This window comes from Streptomyces sp. CC53, from assembly GCF_001865245.1.
Taxonomy (GTDB): domain Bacteria; phylum Actinomycetota; class Actinomycetes; order Streptomycetales; family Streptomycetaceae; genus Streptomyces.
In genome coordinates, this window is the sequence record NZ_MKXB01000144.1 from 137993 (window position 1) to 162314 (window position 24322).

At 74.4% G+C, this 24322-nt stretch carries 24 protein-coding genes, 1 pseudogene and 1 CRISPR repeat array; of the genes and pseudogenes, 15 read left to right on the forward strand and 10 right to left on the reverse strand.

The window, feature by feature from the left end; translation table 11 throughout:
- Positions 1-261: 261 nt before the first annotated feature.
- Positions 262-1302 carry a helix-turn-helix domain-containing protein gene (locus BJP40_RS14870; protein WP_071280765.1) on the forward strand — a complete coding sequence of 347 codons (1041 nt, stop codon included), beginning with the start codon at positions 262-264 and terminating at the stop codon, positions 1300-1302.
- Here the strand turns inward: BJP40_RS14870 and BJP40_RS14875 are convergent.
- Entirely contained in the window at positions 1299-1541 is a 243-nt protein-coding gene (locus tag BJP40_RS14875) for a hypothetical protein (RefSeq protein ID WP_071280766.1), read from the reverse strand. The genes BJP40_RS14870 and BJP40_RS14875 overlap by 4 nt on opposite strands.
- 238 nt (positions 1542-1779) lie before the next feature.
- A CRISPR array of direct repeats spans positions 1780-2423; the repeat unit is 29 nt; unit sequence GTGGTCCCCGCGCGAGCGGGGGTGTTCCG.
- 586 nt (positions 2424-3009) lie between these two features.
- A complete protein-coding gene (locus BJP40_RS14885; protein ID WP_079171181.1) occupies positions 3010-3882 on the reverse strand; it encodes an endo alpha-1,4 polygalactosaminidase in 873 nt (290 codons plus the stop codon).
- Positions 3883-4346: 464 nt separating this feature from the next.
- Here BJP40_RS14885 and BJP40_RS14890 point away from each other — a divergent pair, with 464 nt between their 5' ends.
- Positions 4347-5051: a nitroreductase family protein gene (locus BJP40_RS14890; protein ID WP_071280768.1), complete on the forward strand. Its 705-nt coding sequence runs from the start codon at positions 4347-4349 to the stop codon at positions 5049-5051.
- Between the two features lie 200 nt (positions 5052-5251).
- Here the strand turns inward: BJP40_RS14890 and BJP40_RS14895 are convergent, their stop codons facing one another.
- Together BJP40_RS14895 and BJP40_RS14900 are read right to left on the reverse strand one after the other, a co-directional pair.
- Positions 5252-5827 (reverse strand): suppressor of fused domain protein, encoded by a 576-nt coding sequence (locus tag BJP40_RS14895; RefSeq protein WP_071280769.1) that lies wholly within the window; start codon positions 5825-5827, stop codon positions 5252-5254.
- Between the two features lie 262 nt (positions 5828-6089).
- Positions 6090-6344 carry a WhiB family transcriptional regulator gene (locus tag BJP40_RS14900; protein WP_071268845.1) on the reverse strand — a complete coding sequence of 85 codons (255 nt, stop codon included), beginning with the start codon at positions 6342-6344 and terminating at the stop codon, positions 6090-6092.
- Positions 6345-6664: 320 nt separating this feature from the next.
- Between BJP40_RS14900 and BJP40_RS14905 the strand changes: the two genes are divergently transcribed.
- From BJP40_RS14905 to BJP40_RS14935, 7 genes and pseudogenes are all read left to right on the forward strand, one after another.
- Positions 6665-6943 (forward strand): GlsB/YeaQ/YmgE family stress response membrane protein, encoded by a 279-nt coding sequence (locus BJP40_RS14905; protein ID WP_071280770.1) that lies wholly within the window; start codon positions 6665-6667, stop codon positions 6941-6943.
- 126 nt (positions 6944-7069) lie between these two features.
- Positions 7070-7432, forward strand: a complete 363-nt coding sequence (gene gvpO, locus BJP40_RS14910; protein ID WP_079171182.1) for a gas vesicle protein GvpO — start codon at positions 7070-7072, stop codon at positions 7430-7432.
- A 15-nt stretch (positions 7433-7447) separates the two neighbouring features.
- Positions 7448-7585, forward strand: a pseudogene (locus tag BJP40_RS14915) (gas vesicle protein GvpG); the annotation flags it as partial.
- Entirely contained in the window at positions 7582-7896 is a 315-nt protein-coding gene (locus BJP40_RS14920) for a gas vesicle protein (RefSeq protein ID WP_071280772.1), read from the forward strand. The pseudogene BJP40_RS14915 and the gene BJP40_RS14920, both read left to right, overlap by 4 nt.
- Positions 7893-8750: a GvpL/GvpF family gas vesicle protein gene (locus BJP40_RS14925; protein ID WP_071280773.1), complete on the forward strand. Its 858-nt coding sequence runs from the start codon at positions 7893-7895 to the stop codon at positions 8748-8750. The genes BJP40_RS14920 and BJP40_RS14925 overlap by 4 nt, the downstream gene beginning before the upstream one ends.
- A complete protein-coding gene (locus BJP40_RS14930; protein WP_071280774.1) occupies positions 8747-8962 on the forward strand; it encodes a gas vesicle protein in 216 nt (71 codons plus the stop codon). Before BJP40_RS14925 ends, BJP40_RS14930 begins: the two co-directional genes overlap by 4 nt.
- Positions 8959-9234, forward strand: a complete 276-nt coding sequence (locus BJP40_RS14935; protein ID WP_071280803.1) for a gas vesicle protein K — start codon at positions 8959-8961, stop codon at positions 9232-9234. The genes BJP40_RS14930 and BJP40_RS14935 overlap by 4 nt, the downstream gene beginning before the upstream one ends.
- A gap of 584 nt (positions 9235-9818) precedes the next feature.
- On the opposite strand, the gene BJP40_RS14940 is transcribed toward BJP40_RS14935, so the two are convergent.
- The gene (locus BJP40_RS14940; protein WP_071280775.1) at positions 9819-10046 is read right to left on the reverse strand and encodes a DUF5133 domain-containing protein; all 228 of its coding nucleotides are present in this window, start codon (positions 10044-10046) and stop codon (positions 9819-9821) included.
- Positions 10047-10881: 835 nt separating this feature from the next.
- Here BJP40_RS14940 and BJP40_RS14945 point away from each other — a divergent pair.
- The 4 genes from BJP40_RS14945 (at position 10882) to BJP40_RS14960 (ending at position 16008) form a co-directional block, all read left to right on the forward strand.
- Positions 10882-11865: a hypothetical protein gene (locus BJP40_RS14945; RefSeq protein WP_226962715.1), complete on the forward strand. Its 984-nt coding sequence runs from the start codon at positions 10882-10884 to the stop codon at positions 11863-11865.
- Positions 11866-12352: 487 nt separating this feature from the next.
- The gene (locus tag BJP40_RS14950) at positions 12353-12814 is read left to right on the forward strand and encodes an SRPBCC family protein (protein ID WP_071268110.1); all 462 of its coding nucleotides are present in this window, start codon (positions 12353-12355) and stop codon (positions 12812-12814) included.
- A 530-nt stretch (positions 12815-13344) separates the two neighbouring features.
- The gene (locus BJP40_RS14955) at positions 13345-15414 is read left to right on the forward strand and encodes a prolyl oligopeptidase family serine peptidase (protein ID WP_071280776.1); all 2070 of its coding nucleotides are present in this window, start codon (positions 13345-13347) and stop codon (positions 15412-15414) included.
- 75 nt (positions 15415-15489) lie between these two features.
- Positions 15490-16008: a Rieske (2Fe-2S) protein gene (locus BJP40_RS14960; protein WP_071268106.1), complete on the forward strand. Its 519-nt coding sequence runs from the start codon at positions 15490-15492 to the stop codon at positions 16006-16008.
- A 519-nt stretch (positions 16009-16527) separates the two neighbouring features.
- On the opposite strand, the gene BJP40_RS14965 is transcribed toward BJP40_RS14960, so the two are convergent.
- On the reverse strand, positions 16528-17454 hold the full coding sequence (locus tag BJP40_RS14965) for a LysR family transcriptional regulator (RefSeq protein WP_071268104.1): 927 nt from the start codon (positions 17452-17454) through the stop codon (positions 16528-16530).
- Positions 17455-17527: 73 nt separating this feature from the next.
- On the opposite strand from BJP40_RS14965, the gene BJP40_RS14970 reads away from it, so the two are divergent.
- Positions 17528-18676 carry a DMT family transporter gene (locus BJP40_RS14970; RefSeq protein WP_071268102.1) on the forward strand — a complete coding sequence of 383 codons (1149 nt, stop codon included), beginning with the start codon at positions 17528-17530 and terminating at the stop codon, positions 18674-18676.
- A gap of 125 nt (positions 18677-18801) precedes the next feature.
- Here BJP40_RS14970 and BJP40_RS14975 read toward each other — a convergent pair whose 3' ends face one another.
- Entirely contained in the window at positions 18802-20133 is a 1332-nt protein-coding gene (locus tag BJP40_RS14975) for an aminotransferase class I/II-fold pyridoxal phosphate-dependent enzyme (protein ID WP_071265655.1), read from the reverse strand.
- Between the two features lie 35 nt (positions 20134-20168).
- Here BJP40_RS14975 and BJP40_RS14980 point away from each other — a divergent pair, with 35 nt between their 5' ends.
- Positions 20169-20873 carry a pyridoxamine 5'-phosphate oxidase family protein gene (locus tag BJP40_RS14980; protein ID WP_071265657.1) on the forward strand — a complete coding sequence of 235 codons (705 nt, stop codon included), beginning with the start codon at positions 20169-20171 and terminating at the stop codon, positions 20871-20873.
- Positions 20874-21340: 467 nt separating this feature from the next.
- On the opposite strand, the gene BJP40_RS14985 is transcribed toward BJP40_RS14980, so the two are convergent.
- The 3 genes from BJP40_RS14985 to BJP40_RS14995 form a co-directional block, all read right to left on the reverse strand.
- Positions 21341-22291: a DMT family transporter gene (locus BJP40_RS14985; protein WP_071280804.1), complete on the reverse strand. Its 951-nt coding sequence runs from the start codon at positions 22289-22291 to the stop codon at positions 21341-21343.
- Positions 22292-22564: 273 nt separating this feature from the next.
- On the reverse strand, positions 22565-23581 hold the full coding sequence (locus tag BJP40_RS14990; RefSeq protein ID WP_071280777.1) for a DMT family transporter: 1017 nt from the start codon (positions 23579-23581) through the stop codon (positions 22565-22567).
- A 23-nt stretch (positions 23582-23604) separates the two neighbouring features.
- A complete protein-coding gene (locus BJP40_RS14995; protein WP_071280778.1) occupies positions 23605-24264 on the reverse strand; it encodes a Clp protease N-terminal domain-containing protein in 660 nt (219 codons plus the stop codon).
- Between the last annotated feature and the right edge of the window lie 58 nt (positions 24265-24322).

A 24322-nucleotide genomic window follows, 5' to 3' on the forward strand; every position in this document is an offset into this window, starting at 1 on the left:
ACGGTCGGTGAGCGGGGGCGGCTGTGGGGGCCCGGCGAGCGCCCGGGCGGCCAACCACGTAGGCGGCGGGCCCACGGGCGGCGCCGTCATCGGACGCCCACCTCCCCCAGCCGCAGGGACATGGCGCGGCACACCGGGTGCGCCGCCAGCATCATCGTCATGGCTCTCTCCGACCCGACTCGGAAACCAACTCCGCCATCGTCGGGGTGAGCCACTCCCGATCCCATACAGTCCCAGACCCTGCGGGCGTATATTCCCGGCATGGCAGGTCAGGCACCCTGGACGGACGTCCGCCTCCGAGCCGCATGGGCCCGCGCGGACTGGGCTGCGATCCTCCGCGAGTACAGACGCGCCACCGGCCTCACCCAGCAGGCCCTGGAGACGCTCGTCGGGATGCCGCAGCCCCACATCTCCGCCATCGAGTCCGGCCGCCGCCAGGTCAGAACGGCGGCGGTCCGGGCCCGCATCACCAAGGGGCTACAGGTGCCGAGAGAACTCGTCGACGCAGGCCAGAGCGACCTGTACGGGCAGTGGGAACCCTCAGGGGAACTCCGGGCCAGGGTCGCCCACGCACACCAGGCCGGCCGGACCGACCTCCGCACGGCCCGCTGGATCAGCGAAGTCCTCGCCACCCAGCGCCGGGCCGAGGACCACGCCGACGGCGCGATCCTGTGGCCCGTCGTCCGCGCCCAGCTCGACGCCGTCACCCGCCTCCTCCCCGGCGCCTCCGGGCCGACCGCCGACCAGCTGCTGCTCCTCGCCGCTGAGCACGCCCACTGGCTGTCCTGGGTCGCCTGGCGGGAGCAGCAGCACGCCGCGGCGCTGGCCTGGATCGACATGGCGCACGGCTGGGCCGTCGACGGCGGGCACGCCGACATGGCGTCCTGGGTGTACCGGATCCGCGCCCACTACAGCCTCCAGCGCGCCGACCCCGTGCGGGCGCTGCGCACGGCGGAGGCCGCGCGGCAGCACCCGGGGCTGTCGCCTGCCGCAGCAGCGGTGGCGACGCACACGACGGCGATGGCCGCGGCCTCGGTCGGAGAGCGGGACCGTGCGCGGGCACTGGCCGATGAAGCGCTGGCCGCCGCAGGCCGGGCACCGGATGCGGAGGATCGGCCGGGCTGGCTGTACTGGCTCACCCCGGACCGGGCCCGGCTCCAGGCCGCGGACGTGGCGTACGCGTGTCGGGACTGGGCGATTGCGGCCGCGGGGATCCGAGAGGTTCTCGACGCGCTGGCGGACTACCCGCGCGACCACGCCTACTACCGGGACAGGTTGGCGGACGCGGAGCAGCGGGCCTAGTCGATGCTGAGGATGATCGGCTTATCGTCCGCGCTGAGGCCGTGCCGGGCGCGGATGGCTGCCTGGATGTCGGGGATGGCGGGCGCGTGCCGGACCGGGCTGCCGTTGAGGCGGAGTCCGGACGGTGCGGGGTCGGCGAGGTCGTATGTCTCGGTGCGGGTGTCCAGGTCGCTGGGCTCGTAGTCGTCGGGCCCGGTCCCGGCGGGGAGCAGCTGGTAGCGGATCTGGTACCGGGTCATGGTGTCCCCCTGGGCAGTGTGGCGCCTCCGGGTGTCGGGACCCGGAGGCGATGCGGACAGCGTAACGCGGGGCACTGTCAGGGGGGTACGGCGCAGCCCGCGGGCATGACGAAACCGCCCCCTGCCCTCCCCGCGAAGGGGAGAGCAGGGGGCGGGGGCGAGTTGGGAGAAGGCGCTAGCGGTCGAGGACCCCACGGAGCACGAAGATGACGACGCAGACGCCAGACGCGAGGATGGCGTGGTCCCCGCGCGAGCGGGGGTGTTCCGATGCTGTTGTCGAGGTGGGTGGTCTGCCACGTGTGGTCCCCGCGCGAGCGGGGGTGTTCCGCCGTTGCGGAGGCCGGTGTCGGTGGCGGCCTTGTGGTCCCCGCGCGAGCGGGGGTGTTCCGTGGATTTTGGTTGAGCGAGCCCGGATGCGCGGGTGGTCCCCGCGCGAGCGGGGGTGTTCCGGACCCTACCCGCATTCAGCCCGGTGACCGTATGTGGTCCCCGCGCGAGCGGGGGTGTTCCGATGACCGACTCCGCGGACGCGCCGATGGCGGGGTGGTCCCCGCGCGAGCGGGGTGTTCCGCGGGGCGACACCGCGGGCGACGACCTGCCGTGGTGGTCCCCGCGCGAGCGGGGGTGTTCCGACCCTCGTGCAGAACGCGCTGCGCGCCCTGCAGTGGTCCCTGCGCGAGCGGGGATGTTCCGGTGAACCCGGGGGGGATCGGGGAGAGCGAGGCGTGGTCCCCGCGCGAGCGGGGGTGTTCCGGGGTCCGGCTTCCCTCGCTGCCACTCGCGGTGTTGGTCCCCGCGCGAGCGGGGGTGTTCCGGAGGGGCGCCCGTGACGAGTCTGTGGCGGGCCGTGGTCCCCGCGCGGGCGGGGGTGTTCCGGAGCCGTCCGCAGCGTACGACGCGCTTACTATACTCCGGGCGCCGAGGCAGGGACGACCGGCCGGCGGCTCCGGGGGACGCTCGGGGAGCTCCGTGCGGTGGGCCGGTCTCCCCCGCTCCCCCGACAGACCCGTCGATCGTGCCGCGCCCCTTGCTGCCGACCTCCTACGTGAAGTGAGCATAGTAACCGAGGGTGATCACCTGTGAGCGATATTCGAGACGCTGGGCCCGGGGCGCGACGAGGGCCGGGAGGTGGAGGTGCGGGTTGCCGACGGCACCAGGCTGACCGTCGCCGTGCTGGTCGGCGCCGATAGACGCCGAACTCCTCGACGCCACACCGGCCCCCAGTCCGTTCTTCGGACGGACCGCGGCACGGCGCGCGTCGACGAACTCGCGGACACCCTGGGGCGCCGCCACTCCCTGGGGCGCCGACCCCCTGCTCGGGCGTCCGGCCCGGTCTGCCGGAAGGCTCTTGACCGCGCCGACGGGAGCCGCCCCCGGCTCCTCGTTCGCTCCCGCCGCCCACGTACTCGGGTACAGGCGCGCCCCCGGGCAACGGCGCTCCTTCACGGGTGGCTTCGTCCACTGCCGGTCAGGACGCGGGGCAGCGCCCGTAGAGGTGGCCGCCTTCCTCCTTGGACACGAGGTGCAGGTCACGGCGGACGATGGTGAGCTTGTCGCCCCAGTCCCGGCAGGCCCGTTGCATGCCCTGGTCGGTGTACTCGATCACGAGCACGTTCTCTCCGAAGGCGGCGACGTAGTCCGCGCACTCCTCGTACTGTCCGCACTCCTCCACGACGGCGAAGTCGGCGCCCACCTCGCGGCGGGACGGGGCCAGTTCGGCCGTGTTCTTCTGGCCGATCGCCAGGCCCTTCTCGTGCGCGTGCGCCGCCAGGAGGGAGAGGAACGCCTTCGCGTCGTCGGCGCTGAGCAGCCCCTCGGGGGCGCGCGTGTAAGTGTCGTAGTTGTCGGGCTCGACGGCCCGGTATCCCTTGGCCGCGCACTCGTCGATCCAGGCGTTCACCCGGTCGGCGATGCGCCGGCGTTTGGCGTCGGTCCGCACGTCCAGCATCGCCTCTCCCCATTCCGTGTCCATGACGACGGCCCCTGAGTCGTCGCGGAGCAGCAGGTCGGGATCCCACTCCTTCTCCGCACCGGGCTGCGCCTGGAAGGCGTTGACGTAGCAGATGTTGTACACCTCTGGGGCGGGCGGTGCCGTGTGGTCGCGGGCGACGACCGAGACGCCCGGCGGCGGGTCGTACGGTGTGCCGAGCTGGTAGTCGAACCCCGCTCGCGCGGGCGGGAGGCGCACCTCGGGGCGGCCGTCGGCGGGTATGCCCGACGCCCCCGGCACGGAGGAGGGTGCCGCCTGTTGCGTGTCATCACTCCGGTCCGTCGTGCAGCCGGCGGCCAGGAGGGCCGTGAGGGTGGCCGCGAGGGCCCGCAGGAGCGGGGTGTTGCCCATGAGAAGAACTCCAGGTCAGGGATTGGTTCGCCAGCGCGCTCCAGCCTAGGGACCCGAACCGGAACACCGTGCTGCCGTGCTGCCGTGCTGCCGTGCTGCCGTGCTGCCGTGCTGCCGTGCTGCCGTGCTGCCCATGACCGACGTCTCCCCTCACGTCGTGGTTCCGTCCTCGGGTGGTGTCGGCCTCCGTGGTTCTCGGCCGCCATCGGGGGGTACGGGGGTGAAGGAGTTGACGAAGCTGCCGTGGGGGTGGGAACAGCGGCGATCGGTTGCCCCACGGCCCTGTCGCAGGCTTGTCCGCGAAGTCGACGACGAACCGGGCAGGGTCCGGTGCACGCGGTCCACGGCGTCGACGAGTGGACCGCGGAACCGCCCCCGGGGCTGGCGGGCCCGAGCCAACGGGTGCCGTTCCCTGGCCGTCCTCCCCCTTGGAACGCAGGGCGGGGGACATCAGACTCTCCCTCATGACTGCCCACATCGAAGAGCGCTGGGAGCCCGTCCACGGCGCCCCCTACCGTCCGGTCCCCTACCGTCCGGAGCGGATGGAGCCTGCGGAGTCCCTCGCGCGGTCGGCGGAGCTGCGCGACCGGATGCGTCAGCGGCGCACGGTCCGCAGGTTCTCGTCGGACCCCGTGCCGGAGCAGGTCGTGCGGGACGCCATCGCCTGTGCGGCCACGGCTCCGTCCGGTGCCCACCAGCAGCCCTGGACCTTCGTCCTGGTCCGCGACCAGGAGATCCGCAGGCGCATCCGCGAGGAAGCCGAGCGGGAGGAGCGGATCTCCTACGACGGCCGGCTCGGCGAGGAGTGGCTGGCCGCCCTGCGCCCGCTGGGCACGGACGCGGTGAAGACGCATCTCACGGACGCCCCCGCGCTGATCGTGGTCTTCCAGCAGCGGTACTGGCTCGGTGAGGGGGGCGAGAAGCGGAAGCACTACTACGTGGACGAGTCCGTGGGCATCGCGGTCGGCATGCTGCTGTCCGCCCTTCACCTGTCGGGGCTGGCCGCGCTCGTCCACACGCCGAGCCCGATGCGCTTCCTGTCCGAAGTGCTGGGGCGCCCCGAGAACGAGAAGGCGTTCGCGGTCATCCCGGTCGGTTACCCGGCGGAGGACTGCCAGGTGCCGGACCTGAAGCGGAAGGCGCTGGACCAGGTGATGGTGGAGATCTGACGGGCGCGTGGGGCCGGCACTCCCCTGAAGGGAGAGGCGGGCCCCACGCGTGTGCCGGACGGAGCCGAACGGTGGTCGGCGATCGGAGGACGTTTCCGTCTCCACCGGTCTGCGGAACGGGCACGGCACGGCCCGACGACGTGAGCCGCCGGCTGCACCCGGCCCCGGCTCTCCGCTGGAAGCAGTAGGCGGTTCGGGGCTCAAGCGGCCGAGGGGCGGAAGGGGTCGGTGGGGATGATGGCCGCCTCTTCGAGCAGTTGCTCCAGAGCTTCGTGTCCGTGGCGTCTGCGGAACGCGATCTCGGCGGCCGTCACCGGCAGCGCCCACAGGATGCGGACGTGCCCTCCGGGCAGCGGGCAGTGCTCAAGGCCGGGGCCGTGTAGGTACGGCCGGCTGAGCAGCACATGGTCGCAGGTCGAGCCGGGCACCCACGGTTCGCCGATCGGCATGCTGTGCTCCACGTCGAGCCGGTGCCCGGAGTGGTGGTAGAGCGCGAGCATCGTCATCAGCTCGACGAACCGCTGGTCTCGCACATGGGCGGTCATGACGAACTCGACTCCGTGGCCGCCCTGTTCCTTCGCGACCGCGCAGCCGACCGTTGCGTAGGCCCAGCTGTCGCCGCGAGGGCCGGGGCCCACGACGAGGACCCGCAGACCGGGCGCTTCGCGCCCTGCCGCTCCCGGGTCGCAGTCGACGGCTTCCACCGGATGCCCCGTGAAGAAGGTCCGGACGTGTGTCTCGACCGCCTCCGCGGTCCGCGGCCTTCCTCTGTGCACTGCGCCATCATCGCGGATCGCACGCGGGCACCTGTGCGCCACCGGCTGTCCTGTGTCCCGCTCGGACGTGTCGTCGGCCGCGTGGCACCGGCGCGTACGCGGTTCTTCGGCGGCCCGGGGCGGCGCCCCGGCCCGTCTCGCGGGCGTGCCCCCGGCGTGCCTCGCAGCTGTCCTCTCCACGCGCCTTCCAGGTGTCCGCGGCGCGGTCACGACCGACGCTCCCGGCACCGCCGCGGCGCGGCGCCGGTGCGGGAGAGGCGGATCAGCCGGCCCTGCGCTGGGCGCGGGCTGCGCGCCGTCGCAGGGTGCGGCGCTCGGCCTCGTCGGTACCGCCCCAGATCCCGTGGTCCTGACCGGTGTCCAGGGCCCAGCGCAGGCATTCGCTCCGCACGGGGCAGCCGTGGCAGATCCGTTTGGCCTCCTCCGCCTGCATCAGGGCGGGAACGCCCGTGCCCACGGGGAAGAACAGGTCCGGGTCCTCCTCGCGGCACACGGCCGCCAGTCGCCAGTCCTCCACGGTGAACCTCCTCACTCGTCGCATCGGTGTACGGCTTAGGTACAGGGCCGCACCGTGTGCGCCTGACCGTCACCACCGCATTGAAACGGTCTCGTTCGCGCTTCGGACGGGATCGGGCGAAATGCACCCACGGCTGCCGCCCGTGCGCTACGGGCGGTACCGCGGGGTGGCCGCGCCTCGGAGTGGACCGCCACGGCAAGGGGGTTCCCGAGGGGCGCGGGACGCCACCGACACGGAAGGGGTTTCGAATCGTCGACAGCGTGCAGGCGTTGAGAAGCACCGATTGTCCAGTTTGCCGCACAAGGTGAAGGAGAAATCTCATGGGCGTCATCGCGTGGATCCTCATCGGCCTCCTTGTCGGGCTGATCGCCAAGGCCCTCATGCCGGGGCGCGACCCGGGCGGCGTCATCCTCACGATGCTCCTCGGTGTCGCAGGTGGTCTGCTCGGTGGCTGGCTCGGCAAGGTGCTCTTCGGCGTCGACTCCATCGACGGGTTCTTCGATCTCTCCACCTGGATCGCCGCCATCGCGGGTTCGGTGATCCTGCTGGTGCTCTACCGGTTCTTCAGCGGCCGCACCTCGGCCGGCCGTCACGGATGAAGCGTCCGCTGACGGCCGCTGATGGCAGCTGATGGCTGTGGAAGGCCGTTGTGAGCCCCCGCACAGCTTCGGCGAGCCGGCTTGCTCCCCGAAGCGTCCGGACCGCGCTCCCCTGACAGTCCGTCCATGCGGCCGCCGTCCGCGAGCCGGCCCCGGGACACCCCGGGGCCCCGGACCGCAGGCGACCGGTTCGCGTACACACGAGAAGGCAACCCGGAGCCGACCATGACGAACACCTCGGACATCCTGCGGCTCGCCTGCGAGGAGCTGACCCGGCTCACCGGGTGCCCCGCCGAGACCGTTTCCTCGTTCGAACGCGCGGACGGCAGATGGCGGTTGACGGTCGAGGTCCTGGAACTCCCCCGGATGCCGGACAGCGTCAGCCTCCTCGCCACCTACGAGGTCGAGACCGACGGCGAAGGACAGCTCACGGCCTACCGGCGCGTCCGGCGCTACGAACGCGGACGGGCGGACGCACACGTCCGCTGACCACTCTCAGGAGGGTACGACCCGGCGGTCGTGCACCGCGAACTCGGCGCGCTCGCCGCCCGCCTGGAGGCGGGCGAGATCGACGAGACGGAGTTCGACCGCCGGGAGGACGAACTGCTCGCACGGCTGGAGAAGGGCGGGCGGCAGCTGTGACGCATCCCGGACGTCTCCCCTCCCCGTACACCGCCGAACGCGGTGGCACCGACCTCGCCGACATCCTCGAACGCGTCCTCGACAAGGGCGTCGTCATCGCGGGCGACATCAAGATCAACCTTCTCGACATCGAACTGCTGACGATCCGGTTGCGCCTCGTCGTGACTTCCGTGGACCGCGCGAAGGACATGGGCATCGACTGGTGGGAGAGCGACCCCTCACTGTCCTCGCACGCCCGCAAGGGCGAACTGGCCAAGGAGAACGAGGAACTGCGACGCCGGCTCGCCGAACTGGAGGAGCGCACCGTATGACCACCGCCCCCGAAGCGTCCCTGCGGTACGTGTACGCCGTGTGCCGCCCCTTCGACGGGCTGCTGCCCGAGGGGGCTCACGGGATCAACGGGGAGCCGCCCCGCCTGGTCCGCCACGACGGTCTGGCCGCCGTCGTGGACGCCGTGCCCGCCGAGGAGTTCGACGAGGGCCCCCTGCGCGAACTGCTGGGCGACCTGGACCGGTTGGCCGCCCTCGCCCGCTCCCACGAGGCCGTGATGGCGGCCCTCACCACCGTCACGTCACCCCTGCCCCTGCGGCTCGCCACAGTGTGCCGGGACGACAGCGGGGTGCGCCGGCTGCTGGAGCAGGGCCATGACCGCTTCGTGCGCACCCTGGGGCGGCTGGAGGGCCGGGTCGAGTGGGGCGTGAAGGCATACGTGCCGCAGGACCCACCGACCGGCTCCGCGCCCGGCGCCCGCCCTTCGCCGAGGACGGCGGCCCCGGTCGGGGGCGAGCACGGACCGGCATCCGCGCAGGGGGAGGCGGAGCGCGCGGAGGGGGGTGGACGCGCCTTCCTGCGGCAGCGGTTGCGGGAGCGGCGCGGACGAGAGGAGGCCCTGGGCCGCGCCGAGGAGGCGAGCCGCCGACTGCACGACGCCTTCTCCGCGTACGCGGAGGAGAGCGCCGTTCACCCGCCCCAGGACCCGCGCCTGTCCGGTGTGACCGGAGAGGCGAACGTCCTGAACGCGGCGTACCTCGTCCCCCGCGAGCAGTGCGAGGGCTTCCTCGCGCTCGTGGACCGCGCGCGGGCCGAGCACGGCGGCGTCCGCCTGGAGACGACCGGCCCCTGGGCTCCGTACTCCTTCGCCGGGACCACGGAGGACACCGCATGACCGGCCGCGTCGGCCATCCCGTCGACAGCGCCCTGGCCCAGCGCAGGATCGCCCTGGTCGACCTGCTGGACCGGCTCCTCGCGGGCGGGGTCGTGCTGAGCGGGGAACTCACCCTCGCCATCGCCGATGTCGACCTCGTGCGCGTGGACTTGAGGGCGCTGATCAGCTCGGTGAACAGCCGGGTCCCCGCTCCTTGGGGGCCGCCGGCATGACCGCACCGCGCTTCCGCGTCGAACTGGACCCGGACACCGTCGAGCAGGATCTCGCCCGGCTCGTGCTCACGGTCGTCGAGCTGCTGCGCCGGCTGATGGAGGGACAGGCACTGCGCCGCGTGGAGAGCGGGGGCCTCACGGAGGAGCAGGAAGAGCGCATCGGGCTGACGCTGATGCTGCTGGAGGACCGCATGGAGGTGCTGCGCTCGCGGTTCGGGCTGGAGCCCGAGGACCTCAACATCGACCTGGGGCCGCTCGGGCCGCTCCTGTGACCCGGCGCAGTGCCCACGCACCCGGTGCCGGCAGTCCCGCAGCGGCATCCCGCAGCCACCAGTCGAACGCCTCGCCGGTCGAAGGCCCCACCGGCTGCGGTCGTCATCCATGACCGGCGCCCGGGCCCCATGCCGGGCATACGGGCCCCATGCCGGGCACCCGGCACCCACCCGGCCCACGCCACCCGGCACCCGGCACTCACGGGACATCCACCGTGACGTTCAGACCCGTGTGCTCGCCACGCCGGGGGCTCGGTGCCCGCCGGGGTCGGCACTGCCGGGGTCGGCAGCCTCTGAGGCCGGTGCGCCGGCGACGGCCGGCTACGAAGGCGTCGCCCACCGGGGCCGGCACCCCGCGACCAGGGCGTCCCATCGGCTTGGGCACCCTGTCGACCCGAGCCCTTCGCCGGGGCGGGCAGTCCGTGGGGGCCGATGCCCCCGAGCGGCCCCTCCTGCCCCGGCCCGCGCCGTACGAGTCCGGCGACCGGCGCTCTCGCGGCCGGGCCCGCTCACACCGGCGCCCCCGCACCGGAGCGACAGGAGCACCGGTGCGGGGGCGCCGTCCGTGTCGGAGCGCCGGGGCGTCAGGAGACCAGGACCGAGTCGCCCTCCGGACGGGCCCCGGGCAGCCGGTGCCGCGCGGCCACGAGCGCCGCGTCCACGTCCCGCGTGCCCGTGGAGACGCACAGCGTGTAGGCGACGTCGGTGAGCCTCTGCTGCACCCTTGGGCCACCGTTCTGCGCGTCGAGCGCGCGGAGCGCCTCGTACTCGTCGATCAGCTGGGACAGCACCGCCGGATGGGCCATCAGCACAGGGTCTCTCCTTCCACCGAACCGAGGGTCGTACGCGGTGCTCCGCTACCCGGCTTCCACCCCGGCACACCATTCCGGCAGGATTCCCCGCGGCGGCGTCCCGCGGGGGTCCGCGACGCCCGCCCGGACTGGCGTACCGGAGGCGGCCCCGCCCCTTCCGGACGCCTCGGTACGCCGACGTGTCGCCCCATCGGTCCATCGGAACCGGTCCCGGATGGCGCAGCAGGGCGAACTGCGCACTAGTTGGATGCAGGTGCCCTTACGGGCACGGCACGAGTCCCCATGGTGGACGCCTACGGGATGTTCCACGATCGGAGCCTGAGACATGACCCCGGACCCTTTCACCCCTCCCGCGACCGACGACATAGAACGGACCGCCGGGGCCTCCCCGACGGTGGATCCCGGGCCCGCAGTCCCCTCGCGTCCGGCTCCCCACACGCCCCGCCCTCACGAGGCACCGTCCATCGCCGCGGCCGCCGTCGGTCCCGCACGTCCCGACGCGCCCCCGCGGACCGCGGCGGACGAGGACGGGACCGCGAGGAAGCAGGAGCCCCCACTCCCCCCGCGTACGGCACCGCGCACGCCCTCGGCGGGGGCGGTCCCCCTCGGCGCCGCCCAGCAGGGCACCGCCGCGCGGACCGCGGCCGACCAGCTGGAACCCGCCAGGAAAGCGGAACCCCCGCTCCCCGCGCGCGCCGCGCCCCCCACCCCGCCCGCCCCGTCCGTCGCCGCGGCGACGGCGCGCCCGGCACCGCACGACCCCGCCCCGCGTGCCGCGGGCGATCAGCTCGCGCCCGTCCGGGAGCACCGGCCCGAAGCCTCTCCGGGACCCGCGGTGCGGCAGCTGTCCGAACCCCAGCCGGCGACCGTCGGCGATGACAGCACCGGCCGAGCCGCCGACGCCGACGCCGACGCCGACGGCGCATCGGACGCCGGCGACGAGGCGATCCACACCCTCCTGTGGACGGCGGCCACGGAACGCCCCGTCAAGGAGGTCGTCGCACTGGTCGCCCGCCTCAACGAGACGGGTGAGGTGTCGAGGCCCGCCGACGAGGCGCTGCGCGCCGCCGCGGTCTCCCGGCCTCTCGACGAGGTGCGGCAGTTGGTCTCCCTGCTCACCGACTCCGGCTACGACGTGCGCCAGGCGGAGACCACGCTCCGCGCCGCGGCCGTGGGCAGGCCCATCGAGGACGTCGTGGCCCTCGTGAACATCATCGGGACCGACGCGAGCCACTGGCGCTGCACCGGCGGGGGCGAACCGGAGCGGACGGACAGCCAGGAACAGGACGAGCCGGCGCAGCCCCGGCAGGACGCCGTGCCGGTCCTCTCCGACCCGGCCAAGCCCCGCCGAGGGGCCGCGCGTTGGATGCGACAGCGGCAGGACGGCACCCCGGACGCGGGCAGCGGCAGGCCGGGCGCCTCGTCGGCGCTGCGGTCGACGGTGCGGTGGCCCGTGGCCGTCGCGCTCGTGGCCTGCGGCCTCGTGCATCTGCCCGCGGACGTCGCCGGGCTGCAATCGGAGGGTTCGTCGGTGGCCTCGGCCTTCCTGCTGACCATGCTGTGCCTGGCGTGCGCCGTGTGGCTCGTGGGGCGCAACACCTTCATGGCGTGGACCGCGGCAGCCGCGCTCGGCACCGGTGTGCTGGTCCTGCACGTGCTGGCGGGGTTCCGCCCGGTCGCCCTCCTCGACGGCAGCCTCAGTGCGGACTCCGTCTGGGCGACGGGAGTGGCGCTGCTGAGCGGGGTGGCCGTGGCCGGCCTCGCCGGTTCGGTCCTGATGCGCGGGGTGAGAGAAGCCGGGGTCACGGGCAGCACCTGAACGGCTCGCGCCGCCGCGGCAGGGCCCGCCCCCGGGCCTTCGGCACCAGCCGCCGGGGCGGCGCCCGCCGCCCGCTCCGAGCCCCGGCCGGCCTGCTGGTTGCCGCCCTTGTCGCCGCTGTGGCTCACGCCATGCGTGAAGCGGCCGCCTCCTCGGGGGCGGCCGCTTCACGTGTACGTCGTCTCTCGCGGCAGGCCGTCCACGCGGGACGCGGAGGCGAACGCGTACGTGAGGCCCGGCGCCGAGGGGCCGCGGGCGCACCCACCGTGGTCACCGACACGGTGTCGGCTCCGGCCCACCGCCGGAGCCGGCACCGTGAGCGGGCGTGGGCGTCGACGTCCCGGGCGCGCCTCTCCCTCACGTCGCGTCCGTCCCGGTGCAACCGGCATGCATGACGCGCCGTAGCCGGGTACTCGGAGTGATGCGGAGGGCGCGGCGGGACGCCGCGCACCGTGGCAAGCCGAGCGAGAAGCCGAGGAGTCACCTGATGAGCACGGCCAAGGAAGCCATCGAGGTCGAGGTCCCCCTGCACACGGCCTACAACCAGTGGACGCAGTTCGAGGAGTTCCCCCACTTCATGGAGGGCGTCGAGGAGGTCGTGCAGCTCGACGACCGCCACAACCACTGGACCACGAAGATCGGCGGGGTACGGCGCGAGTTCGACACGGAGATCGTCGACCAGCTCCCGGACGAGCGGATCACCTGGCGAACGGTCGGCGGGGACACCCACCAGAAGGGCACGGTCAGTTTCCACCGCGTGGACGACACGCACACCCGCGTGGAGCTGGTCATGGACGTGGAGGCGAGCGGCGTCGCGGAGAAGGCGGCGAGCATGACGGGCACCATCGACCGCCGCGTGAAGGGCGACATGCGCCGCTTCAAGGAGTACATCGAGAACCGGGGCGCCGCGTCAGGGTCGTGGCGCGGTCGGATCAAGCCGGGGGGCTGACTCTCCCGCATCCGGCGTGCGGCCCGCCGGACCGTGGGAAGCCGACGCCGCGAAACGCGCACCGGGCCCCCGAAGGGGGCGCCGGCAGTACGCGTCCCGCCCCTGGCCCGCTGACGAGCGGCGGGCCAGGGGCGGGTTCCGTGCGGCATCCTTGCCTCCGGGACGATCACGCGGCCCCGCCGTCAGCGCAGCACGCCCCGTGAGCACCGTGCAGGGCCGGCCCCAGCGCCGCCCACGACGGCGCAGGGCCCCGCCGTGAGCACGTGCAGCCCCTCCCCTATCCCCTTGCGGGCGCCCCGGATCGGCGCCGCCCACGGGCGTTGAGCGCCCCGGCCGCTCAACGCGCCCACCGCATCGCGCCCCGCCCCGCGGCCAGGGCAGTCCGCCGCACACCCGCAAGGATGCTGCTCACCGCATGTCGGGCCCGCAGGCGGGAGGGAGGACCCGGGGGCGCGGAGCATCCGGACACCGGCGCGGTCCCGCAGGGAGCGCCCGTGCGGGCCCGAGGGCGCCACCGACTGTCTGACGCCATGTCATCCTTCACAGGCGAGGAGCGACTGCTGGTCGACCCCGCGGCGCTGTCCGGCGCAGGCGGCGAGGGCGAGGAGGTGCCGGAGGAGGAGCGGGTACGCCGGGAGCGCGCGGGTGACCTGGCGGGCGGCATCGTCAGCTACGCCACCGACGCGGACGCCCGCCTCGCGGTGTTCGCACCCGCCGGTGTCCTCTGGGCGGTGCGGACGGAGGGCGGCGTCCCGTGGCGCATCCCGACCGCCGGTCCCGCGGTCGACCCCCGGCCCTCACCGGACGGCTCGCGGGTGGCGTACGTGTCCGGGGGCGCTCTGCGCGTGGTCGGCACCGACGGTGCGGGCGACGTGGCGCTGGCGGTACCGGAGTCGGACGAGGTCGGTTACGGCCTGGCGGACCACGTCTCGGCCGAGTCGATCGGGCGTACGCGCGCGTACTGGTGGTCTCCCGACGGCGGCGCCCTCTTGGTGTTGCGCGTCGACCAGGCACGGGTGGGCCGCTGGCACCTGGCGGATCCGACCGACCCGGGCAGCCCGCCGAAGGTGCTGCGCTATCCGGCGGCCGGGACGGCGAACCCCGAGGTGACAGCTCACCTCGTGGCACTGGACGGGCGGCGCACCCCCGTGCACCTCCCCGAGGAGGCGGAGGCGGCAGGCCACCCGGACGGCGCGTGGACCGACCGCCGCTTCGAGTACGTCACGGCGGCCGGCTGGGACGCGCACGGGCCGTACGTTGAGGTGCAGAGCCGGGACCAGCGCACCGCCCTGACCGTGGCGGTCGATCCGGGGACCGGTGCCACGCGCCCGCTCCACACCCGGCGCGACGCGGCGTGGGTGCCGCTCCTGCCCGGCACGCCGGCCAGGACCGCCGCCGGGTCGCTGGTGGTGCCCGAGACGCACGGCGACACGTACGGGCTGCGCGTGGGCGCCGCGGCGGTCTCGCCGCCGGGGGTGCAGGTCCGGGAGTACCTGGGCACGGTCGGTGAGCGGGTGTTCTTCGCGGCGAACGAGGACCCCGAGGACACGCACCTGTGGACGTACGAGCCGGCTGAGGGGTTCCGCCGGGTGACTGACGAGCCGGGCCTGCACACGGCCGCGGTCGGCGGAGCCGCCGTGGTGCTGTCGTCCACCACCTGCGCGGGCCGGACCGTGGCGGTGCGGGGCGGCGAACGACCGCAGGCCGACGGACACCCCCGGGGCGGCGGGGAAACGGCGGACGGCGGACACCCGTGGGGCGGCGGTCGGTCGGCGACCGTCGACCGCCCGGAAGGCCGGATCGCCGTCCTCGCGGAGGACCCGCCCTTCTCCCCCCGCCCGCTCCACCTGTCCTTGGGGGACAGGGAGTTGAGGAGCCACCTGTACCTGCCGTCGTGGTACGACGCCGGGTCGGGCGAGCCGCTCCCCGTACTGCTCAGCCCGTACGCCGGGCCGGGGCTGCAACTGGCCGTACGGGCCTACGGCTGGCCCAGCGCGGTGGCGCAGTGGTTCGCCGAGCAGGGCTTCGCGGTGCTCGTCACCGACGGGCGCGGCACCCCGGGGCGGGGAAGGGCCTGGCAGACGGCTGTGCGCGGCGACCGGCTGGGGCCCGCCCTGGAGGACCAGGTCGACGCGCTCCACGCGGTGGCCGGGCGGTGTACGGGGCTGGACCTGGGGCGGGTCGGCATCAGGGGCTGGTCGTACGGCGGCTATCTCGCCGTCGGGGCCGTGCTGCGCCGGCCCGATGTCTTCCACGCCGCGGTCGCGGGAGCGGCACCGACGGACCGGCGGCTGTACGACACGCACTGGGAGGAACGCTTCCTGGGCCACCCCGAGGTGACGCCGGAGACGTACGCCGGCTCGTCACTCGTGGCGGCCGCGCCCCGGCTGAGGCGCCCGCTCATGCTGATGCACGGGCTGGCGGACGACAACGTGGTGGTGGCCCACACCCTGCGGCTGTCGTCGGCGCTGCTCGCTGCGGGGCGACCGCACACGGTGCTGCCGCTGCCGGGAGCGACGCACCGGGTGACGCGGGAGGAGGTGGTGCACGGGCAGCTGACGCTGGAGGCCGAGTTCCTGAAAAGGTCGCTCGGCGTGTGAACGCCCCCGAAGTCCGCTCCGTACCCCAGGGTGACGGTTTGAAGGACACAACACAGGAGCGGAAGGGGTCGGTGCATGGCCGCAAGGAGCGGGGCAGTACAGGGACCGGTCGGACCGGTGGCACGTCGTACCGTCGTCACGGCGGCGGGGACGGCGGGGCTCGTCGCCGTCCTGGCGGCGTGCGGCGGCTCCGACGGCGCCGGGTCCGACGCGGCGGGCGCGGGCAGCGGCCCCGGCGCGGACGCCGGTCCGGGTGGTGCCCCGGCGGATGCGTCCGGCGGAGCGGGAGCCGGGTCGGGAGGCGGCGGCCAGGTGCTCGCGAAGACGGGTGACATCCCCGAGGGCGGCGGCAAGGTGTTCGCCGACCAGGGAGTGGTCGTCACCCAGCCGAAGGCGGGCGAGTTCAAGGCGTTCTCCGCCATGTGCACGCATCAGGGCTGCGCGGTGAAGGACATCAGCGACGGGGTCATCAACTGCCCCTGTCACGGCAGCAAGTTCGACGCCGTGGACGGGAGCGTCAAGGCCGGTCCCGCCACCACTCCCCTGGCGCCGGCGTCGATCACGGTGGAAGGTGGTTCGATCATGCTGGCGTGAGGGGGGCGGGCACCGCGGCGGTGCCCGCTTCTGCTCCGGCTGGTCGGCGGCCGGGACCCGGTGGGCGCTCCGAGTGACGGGGCGCCCACCGTCGTGCCGGTGTGGGTCCCGTGACCGGCCGGCCTCCCACTCCCGTGTCCGGGCGCCGACTCGCTTACCCTTCGGGCACCCCCTGGTGCCGGGTGGGCCCTCTGACCGGTCGGCCGCCCGGACCGCGCACCGGAGTCGCCGCAGGCCCGCGCAGCCAACCGGGACTTGGGCCCCCCGTGCTGCCCGGAGACGCCGCCGCTTCACCCGCCCGGCCCCGGAACCGCACTGTCGAGCGGTCCCCGGAGCGTCACGCCGTCCCTCGCGCGGCTCCGGGGCGCGGATGCTTCCCTGCCGTGGCAGCGGCCGGCCCAGCGCACTGCACCCGGGTCCGCACCCCGTCAGGGGACACGGCGCCGCAGCCTCCCTGTGGCCGGTCGCCCGGCTTCCGGGAAGTGCCGACGGCCGATCGGGGCCCCGGGACGTGCCCGGTCAGTCGCGCGGGCGCGAGTCGGCCTGCCCCAGGGCTCGTGCGGCGTCACGCAGCGCCTCCACCGTGGCCCGGACCGACGGGCGCCGGTCGGCGTCGGCGCGCCACACGGCGTAGATGTGCCGGCGCATCTGCTGGCGCACGGGTACGAGGGCGACGCCGTCCGGCACCGGGCCGCGGCCGAGTCGTGGTGTGACGCACACCCCCAGCCCGGCCTGGATGAGGGCGAGCTGTGTGTGGTGCTCGCCCGCGAAGTGGGCGATGCGCGGTTCGATGCCCTGGGAGCGCAGGGTGAAGACGAGCCACTCGTAGCAGAACTCGCCCTCAGGCCAGGAGACCCAGTCGTCGTCGGCGAAGTCCTCCAGGTCCACGGCGTCCCGCCCGGCATGCCGGTGGGTGGCGGGCATCGCCACGTCGGCGGCGTCGTCCAGGAGGTTGGCGTGGTTGAGGCCCGCGGGCACGGGCAGCCGCTTGTTGCTCCAGTCGAGGACCACGGCCAGGTCCGCGTCACCGCGCAGAACGGCGCGGACGCTTTCCTCCGGTTCCAGCTCGCTGCTGCGGACCCGCAGGTCCGGGTGGGCGCCGCGCAGGGCGGTGACGGCCTGCGGGAACAGTCCGCGAGCAGCCGTCGGGAAGCCCGCCAGGCGGACCTCGCCGACTACTTGCCCGCGCTGGGCCTCGATGTCCGCCTGGGCGAGTTCGACCTGCGACAGGATCCGGGCGGCGTGGAGGGCGAGGAGCTGCCCCGCGTCGGTGAGCCGTACGCCGCGCCCGTTCTTGGCGACGAGCTGCTGGCCGACCTCCCTCTCGAGTTTGGACAGCTGCTGCGAGACGGCCGACGTCGTGACGTGCAGCCCCTCGGCGGCTCCGCTGACCGAGCCGTGGCGGGCGAGGGCGTCGAGTGTACGAAGGCGCTCCAGATTCAACATGTAAGTCATACTAATCAATACCCCTGAGGAAAAGTCGCTTGTCCTAAGAGATCGTTCCGGTCATCGTGGACCCATGCACACCACACCCCCTCCTCGCCCGGCCCTGCCCGCTTCCACTCGGACGCCCGTCCCGCAGAGGGCGTCCACCGGTCGCGGGACAGCCTCGGGCCCCCGGCTGCCCCGCGTGGACTGGCGGGTCCGGTTCGCCGCGCTGGCGCTCGTCTGGGGCTTCAGCTTCCTGCTGATCAAGGTGGGCACGCAGGGGTACGCGCCGTTTCACGTCACCTTCGGGAGACTGCTGTTCGGTACGGCGGTGCTGGCCGCCGTCATGGTGGTGCGGCGCGCCGGACTGCCGCGCGGCGTCCGCACCTGGGGGCACCTGGCGGTGGCGGCGTTCTTCCTCAACGCCCTGCCGTTCTCCTTGTTCGCGTACGCCGAGCTGACGATCCCGTCGACGCTCGCCGGGATATGCAACGCGACCTCGCCGCTGTGGGGCATGGCCCTGTCTCTGGTCGCCCTCTCCGAGGACCGTCCCACGCGGAGGCGGGTGGCGGGACTCGGAATCGGCTTCCTGGGCGTCCTGACCGTGCTCGGGGCCTGGCAGGGCTTCGCGGGGGTCGACGCAGCCGGTACGGCCATGGCACTCGGCGCGTCCCTGAGCTACCCGATCGGCTGGATCTACGTACGCCGGACCCTGGCCGGCCGCAGCGAGTCGCACCTGTCGCTGACCGGGGCCCAGTTGATGCTGGCGACCCTCCAGCTGGCCGTCGTGACCGGGTTGTTCAGCGGAGTGCCCACGGCGTTCCCGGTGGTTCCGCTGCTGGCGGTCGCCGCGCTGGGCGTACTGGGGACGGGGCTCGCGATGCTGGTGCAGTACGGCATCGTCGCGGAAGTCGGTCCCACGACGGGCCAGATGGTCACGTACTTCGTCCCGGTCATCGCCACCGCGGCCGGTGTGACCCTGCTCGACGAGCCACTCGCGTGGAACACCCCGGTCGGCGCCGTGATCGTGCTGGCCGGTGCGGCCCTCACCCAGAGCCGCGGCACCGGGCGCCGACGGACCGCCCCCGCGGGCGCGGCACACGCCACCCCGACCCCGGGCACGGACGCACGCCCACCGGGTTCCGGCATACCCGCGCCCGGCACGACGGGCACCACCCCCGCGGCAGGCGCCACGCCCGCCACCGCAGCCACATCCGCACCTGCCGCCGCCGACATCTGAGCGGTCGGCTCCGCCACCCCCGCGGGGGTTCTGCCCGTCGTCTCGGCCGTCTCGACCACCCCGGCGCCGGCCCCCGACGGCGGCAACGCGGGTGCCGCCGCCTCCCCCACCGGCCCCGGCGCCCGTCACCCGTAGCTGCGGACCGTCACCGGCCCTGCCGCCGCCGCGACCGCCGCCGCCAGCGGCTCGATGTCGGCCGCTGTGAGCGAGGAGACGGTGAGCCGCACCGCGGGGCCGGAAGCCACCCGGAACCGAGCGCCGGGAGCGACCGCCCACCCCGCGTGCAACATCCGGGCGACCACGCCCGTCTCGTCGGAGACCGGCACCCACACGTTCATCCCGCTGCGCCCCTGGGCCGCGACCCCGCGGGCCTCCAGAGCCCCGATGAGGGCGTCGCGCCGCTCTCCGTACGCCCGGGCGAGCACGGCCCGGTCGACGGAGCCGGAACGCCACAGGTGGACCACGGCGCGCTGGAGCAGTCGGCTCACCCAGCCGGGGCCGAGCTGCTGGCGTCCGGTGACGCGGTCGACGGTGACTTCGTCACCGGTGAAGGCCGCCACCCGGAAGTCGGGCCCGTAGGCCTTGGCCACGGACCGGACGAACGCCCAGTGGCGGGTGGAGCCGGCCAGCGGATGGACGGGGAGGTCGACGAAACCGTGCCCGTGGTCGTCCTCCACGAGCAGGACCTCCGGGTACGCCGTCAGGAGGGCGCGCAGCTCGGCGGCGCGCGCGGCGCCGATCGCGGCACCGGTAGGATTCTGCGCCCGGTCGGTCACGACGAGGGCCCGCGCGCCGCCACGCAGGGCCCGCTCCACCTCCCCCGGCAGGGGTCCGTCGTCGTCGAGACGTACGGGGACGACCCGCAGTCCGAGCGCCGGCACGAGGTCGAGCACGCTGCCCCACCCGGGATCCTCGACCGCCACGGCGTCACCGGGCCGCAGGTGCGCGCTCAGGACGCGCTCGATGACGTCCAGCGAGCCGGACGCGACGGCGACGGGACCGGCCGGCACCCCGTCGGCGTCCAGCGCCGCCCGTACGAGATCCGCGAAGTCGTCGTCCACGGGAGGCTGACCGTACAGCCCTGGCGCCGCGTCGTAGTCGCGCGCGGCAGCCGCCAGGGCGTCGGAGAGCCGCGGCAGCAGCGACGGGTCGGGGTTGCCCTCACCGAGATCCCTCACCCCGGCGGGCGCCTCGATCCGCAGGGCGCCCCGGGCGGTGGTGGCGGGCCGCGGCCGGACTCGACTGCCCCTGCGCCCGGCGGTCTCGATCACCCCCCGCTCACGCAGGATGCGGTAGGCCGCGGCGACGGTATTGGGATTGACGCCCAGATGGTTCGCCAACTCCCTCAGGGGCGGCAGGAGTTGACCCGGAGCCAGCGCACCGGAGCCGACACTGCGCTCCACGCTGGCCGCGATCTCCGATGCGCGCGACCCTTCGATCCGATAATCTCCTAGCACAAACATCATTATGCACTAGTGCAATAGGGGATGTCATGTCCGAAGGAACACCCTCCTCCGCCCCCGTCTCCGACACGGAGGCGTACGCGCCGACGGACCGGACCGTCCCGGCGCGCGCCCGTGAGCGTGCGTCGTACGACAGGGACCTGGTCCACGCGATACTCGACGAGGCGTACGTGTGTCACCTGGGGTACGTGCGCGACGGAGCCCCGGTCGTCCTGCCGACCCTGTACGGCCGGGTGGGCGACCGGCTCTACGTCCACGGCTCGACCGGTTCCCGGCCGCTGCGGATGGCGGGCGGGCGCCACGGGGACGGGCCGGGGCTGCCCGTCTGCCTGACCGTGACCCACGTCGACGGGCTGGTGCTGGCCCGCTCCGCCTTCCACCACTCGGTCAACTACCGCTCCGTCATGGTCCACGGCATCGCGCACCAGGTCACGGACCCGGAGGAGAAGCGGACCGCTCTGGACGCGCTCGTCGACCACGTGGTGCCCGGCCGGTCCCGCGACTCGCGCCCGGCGGACGCCAGGGAACTCGCAGCGACCGCGGTCCTGCGCCTGGACCTGGGCGAGGTCTCCGCCAAGGTGCGCACCGGAGGCGCCAACGACGAGCCCGAGGACCTGGCGCTGCCTCACTGGGCGGGCGTCGTGCCCGTCGCGGTCCGCCACGGCGCGCCCGTCGCGAACCACGACCTGCCGCCGTCCGTCCCGCTGCCCGACTACCTCGCCGCGCCACGCTGAGCGGCCCCCGGGTGGCGCCCGACGGCCGCGGACCCACCGGATCCCGACGACCGCCGGCCAAGGGGGCGTCCGCGGCCGCCGGGGCACCGAGGCGGGAAGCGCCCGCTCACCGGGCGCCGTCCGGCACCTGGACGACGCCCGCCCTCGGGGAGGATCACCCGCCCCCTCGGTGCCCGGCCGGCGGACGCCGGCCGTCCCCTCCGTCCCGGCCACGGACAGCCACCCGCCCTTCGGACACCGCCCGGCCCGTGACGCGGTGCGGCACCGTCGACGGGGTCGCGCCGTCGACGGCCAGCACCACCAGCCGGACGACACCGACAACCGGACAGCACCCTGCACCGGCAGGACCGGACGGTTCCGGCGCCGCAACCCGGCAGGGACCGGTCCCCGTCCGTGGCCGTCCGCAGTGCAGGTGGCCCCGGCCCCGCGCCGGGGCCACGGGGCCGGACACGGACGCGGCGGACCGCTCAGGCGACGGCCGCCTGGGCGTCCCTGCGCCGTCCCACAGCGAGCCGGGTCTCCGCGAAGGCGAGGCCGGTGACGGCCGCGAGCAGCAGCAGCGTCCCCGCGACGGTGGCGGCCGTCAGCCGCTCACCGAGCAGGCCGACCGCGATGACCGCCGCGCTCACCGGCTCCAGCAGCATGATCACCGAGACGGTCGCCGCCCGCACCACGGCGGCGCCGGTGAAGTACAGCGCGTAGGCGAGCGCGGTCGGGACGGCCGCCACGTAGGCGAGCAGCCCCACCACCTCAAGCTGCTGCGCCGTGTGCGGCAGCAGCCCCTCCGCCAGGGCGAGCGGCAACAGCCCGAGGGCGCCGATGGCGAACGCCCAGGTGCTGGTCGCCAGGGCGTCACCACCGCCCCCGCCCCGGCCCAGCCACCGGGTGATCAGCGTGATGGCGGCGTACGCGGCGGCCGACAGCAGCGCGAGGGCCACCCCGGCGGGCCGCACGAAACCCGAACCGCCGCCGAGGACCAGCACCGCGAGCCCGGCCAGCGCTCCGGCGACCGCCGTCACCCCGCCGACACCGAGTCGCTCCCGCATGGTCAGGCGGGCCCCCAGCGCGATCAGGACGGGCCCGGCACCCAGGGTGACGACCGTGCCGACAGCCAGCCCGGTCGACTCGACGGCGGCGAAGTACGCGCTCTGGAAGACGGTGAGGCCGACGCCGGTGCCGACGATGCGCAGCACCTTGCGTCGGCGCGGCTCGGGGCGAGCGACGCCACCCGCACCCGCCGCGGCGGCGGCCCCGCGGCCGCGCCGACGCAGCGTGAGAACGCCGCACATCAGCAGCAGTCCGCCGACACAGCGCCAGAAGGACAGCGCGAGCGGCCCGAGGTCGCTGATCCGGTACACCAGGGAGGCGGCGGCCCCGGCGGTGCCCCAGGCGATCCCGGCGACGATCAGATAGAGCAGCGCACGCCCGACGGGGGCCGGCGCGGTCCCGCGGGCGGTCCGGGCCTGAGCGGCTGCGGGCGCAGCGGTGTGGAGGGAGTGGTTCGACACGTGACTTCTCCTGGAGGAGACGAGGGAAAGGCCGCTGGAACGCGCGAGGGCGCGTCTGGTTCCGCGTACGGGCAGCGGCGTTCCGCTCGGGGCGCAGCCCGAGCCGGGTCCTCTTCAGGAGTGCGGCGCCGCCCGCCTCAGGCGGCAGGCGGCGGAAGCACGGTCGCATGCATGACCGGCACTCTACGGCGCGCCCTGGCGCGCGGACAACCGCCCCTCCCCCGGCAGCGGGGCGGGATCGCCCGCGGACGGCGCGGCGTCCGGGCGTGACCCGGCCACGGGTCCCGAGGGCGCCTTCGGCGCGGGCGACTGGGCGATGAATGCGCCTATCAGCACGAGCACACCGCCCGCGATCTGCGGCGTGGACAGGTGCTCCCCGAGCACGACCCACGCGAGCACGGTGGCGACGACCGCCTCCAGACAGGCCACCACTCCGGCCACCTGCGGGGAGAGCTTCCGCACGGAGACGATGCCGGTGACGTAGGCCAGGACGGTCGCGATCAGGACGATCCAGGCGAGCAGCGCCCAGGCGGGCACGCTCGTGCCGGCCACCGCGGCGGCGCCGCGCAGCACTTCGCCGTCCATGCCCCAGGGCCGTGCGACGACGGTCAGGACGGCGGCGCCGACGAGCAGCCCGTAGGCGATGACGCCGAGCGGGTCGGCGGGCTCAGCCTCGTCGCTGCCGTGGGCGGCCAGGATGAAGTAGCCGGCCTGGCAGAAGGCGGCGCACAGGGCGAGGGCGAGCCCGACGGCGTCGAAGCCGAGTCCGGCCCAGATCTCCACCACGCACGCGAGACCGCCGACGGCTAGGACCACGCCGAGTGCGGCGGCCCGCGTCACGGGGCGCCGCTGGACGAACCGGACCCAGCCGAGGACGAGCGCCGGGCCGAGGTACTCGATGAGGAGCGCGACCCCGACGGGTATGCGGGACAGCGCGGCGAAGTAGAACGCCTGCACGCCGGCCACGGCGAGCAACCCGAACCCGGCCAGCAAGGCGGGCCTGTGCCGCAGCAGGGCGCGGTGGCGCCAGGCCACGGGCAGCATCACCAACGCGGCGCCGGCCACCCTGAGCCACACCACGTGCAGCGGGTCGAGTCCCGCCTCGATGAGCGGTTTCGCCGCGACACCTGATCCGCCGAACGCGAACGCTGAGACCAGGGCCAGTCCCAGGCCGACGTTCCTCACCTGAGCCGTCTGCATCGGCACATGATGACAGGCGGCGGTCAGGAGCGTAAAGGCGGTGACACCTGTTGAGACGGTGGTCGCCGCGGCCCGGCCTCCCGGCCTGTCCCAGCAGGCCCCGCGGTGCGCGTCACGCCTTCCGCCGGCCCGCCCCGCGGCGCCGGAACCGGCGTCGCGGCACGCGCCCGGTCGGCCGCCCGCGCAGGGTCGGCGCCCGCCCGGCGCAGCACGTCGACGGCCCGGCACGCCGGGTCGGCCAGGATCGCGGCGAACAGGTCGAGCGCGTCGGCTCGGACGGCTCCCCGCGCCCGGGCCTGCCGGAGGGCGCGCCTGGCCGCGGCCGCCGCCGCGGGCGACCACCCGGACCAGCCGGTCGGGCCGTCCTCGGGGACGCCGAGGCCAGGCTCCTCCACGGTCTCCTGCCAGCGCAGTCCGTAGCCGATGCTGCGCTGCACGAGGTAGCCGAGCACGCGGGCCGTCTGCGCCCCGTCACCGAGGGCGGCCCGTACGGCGGGCACCGACTCCAGCAGGGAGTGGAGGAGGTGCGCCGTGTCGATCTGGCGGTCCCCTGCTCGCGCCGCCCTACGCCGCGCACCGGAGACGACGGAGGCCGATTCGTCGGTGAAGCCGGGTTCGGTTCCGTCGAGCCGGCAGCCCGGCGATCCGGTGGACGTCGGCGCTTTCGGGGTGGAGCTGTGCACGTTTCCACCTCATCAGCCGCGGCGTCGCCACGGGGAACCATGTGCGTGTCCCACGCAG

Coding starts and splice junctions, on each gene's coding strand:
- BJP40_RS14870 (WP_071280765.1), top strand. CDS start 262: ATGGCAGGTCAGGCACCCTGGACGGACGTCCGCCTCCGAGCCGCATGG.
- BJP40_RS14990 (WP_071280777.1), bottom strand. CDS start 23,581: ATGCAGACGGCTCAGGTGAGGAACGTCGGCCTGGGACTGGCCCTGGTC.
- BJP40_RS14960 (WP_071268106.1), top strand. CDS start 15,490: ATGGCCGCAAGGAGCGGGGCAGTACAGGGACCGGTCGGACCGGTGGCA.
- BJP40_RS14890 (WP_071280768.1), top strand. CDS start 4,347: ATGACTGCCCACATCGAAGAGCGCTGGGAGCCCGTCCACGGCGCCCCC.
- BJP40_RS14965 (WP_071268104.1), bottom strand. CDS start 17,454: ATGTTGAATCTGGAGCGCCTTCGTACACTCGACGCCCTCGCCCGCCAC.
- BJP40_RS14935 (WP_071280803.1), top strand. CDS start 8,959: ATGACCGCACCGCGCTTCCGCGTCGAACTGGACCCGGACACCGTCGAG.
- BJP40_RS14950 (WP_071268110.1), top strand. CDS start 12,353: ATGAGCACGGCCAAGGAAGCCATCGAGGTCGAGGTCCCCCTGCACACG.
- BJP40_RS14885 (WP_079171181.1), bottom strand. CDS start 3,882: ATGGGCAACACCCCGCTCCTGCGGGCCCTCGCGGCCACCCTCACGGCC.
- BJP40_RS14925 (WP_071280773.1), top strand. CDS start 7,893: ATGACCACCGCCCCCGAAGCGTCCCTGCGGTACGTGTACGCCGTGTGC.
- BJP40_RS14875 (WP_071280766.1), bottom strand. CDS start 1,541: ATGACCCGGTACCAGATCCGCTACCAGCTGCTCCCCGCCGGGACCGGG.
- BJP40_RS14905 (WP_071280770.1), top strand. CDS start 6,665: ATGGGCGTCATCGCGTGGATCCTCATCGGCCTCCTTGTCGGGCTGATC.
- BJP40_RS14970 (WP_071268102.1), top strand. CDS start 17,528: ATGCACACCACACCCCCTCCTCGCCCGGCCCTGCCCGCTTCCACTCGG.
- BJP40_RS14930 (WP_071280774.1), top strand. CDS start 8,747: ATGACCGGCCGCGTCGGCCATCCCGTCGACAGCGCCCTGGCCCAGCGC.
- gvpO (WP_079171182.1), top strand. CDS start 7,070: ATGCGGCCGCCGTCCGCGAGCCGGCCCCGGGACACCCCGGGGCCCCGG.
- BJP40_RS14955 (WP_071280776.1), top strand. CDS start 13,345: ATGTCATCCTTCACAGGCGAGGAGCGACTGCTGGTCGACCCCGCGGCG.
- BJP40_RS14980 (WP_071265657.1), top strand. CDS start 20,169: ATGTCCGAAGGAACACCCTCCTCCGCCCCCGTCTCCGACACGGAGGCG.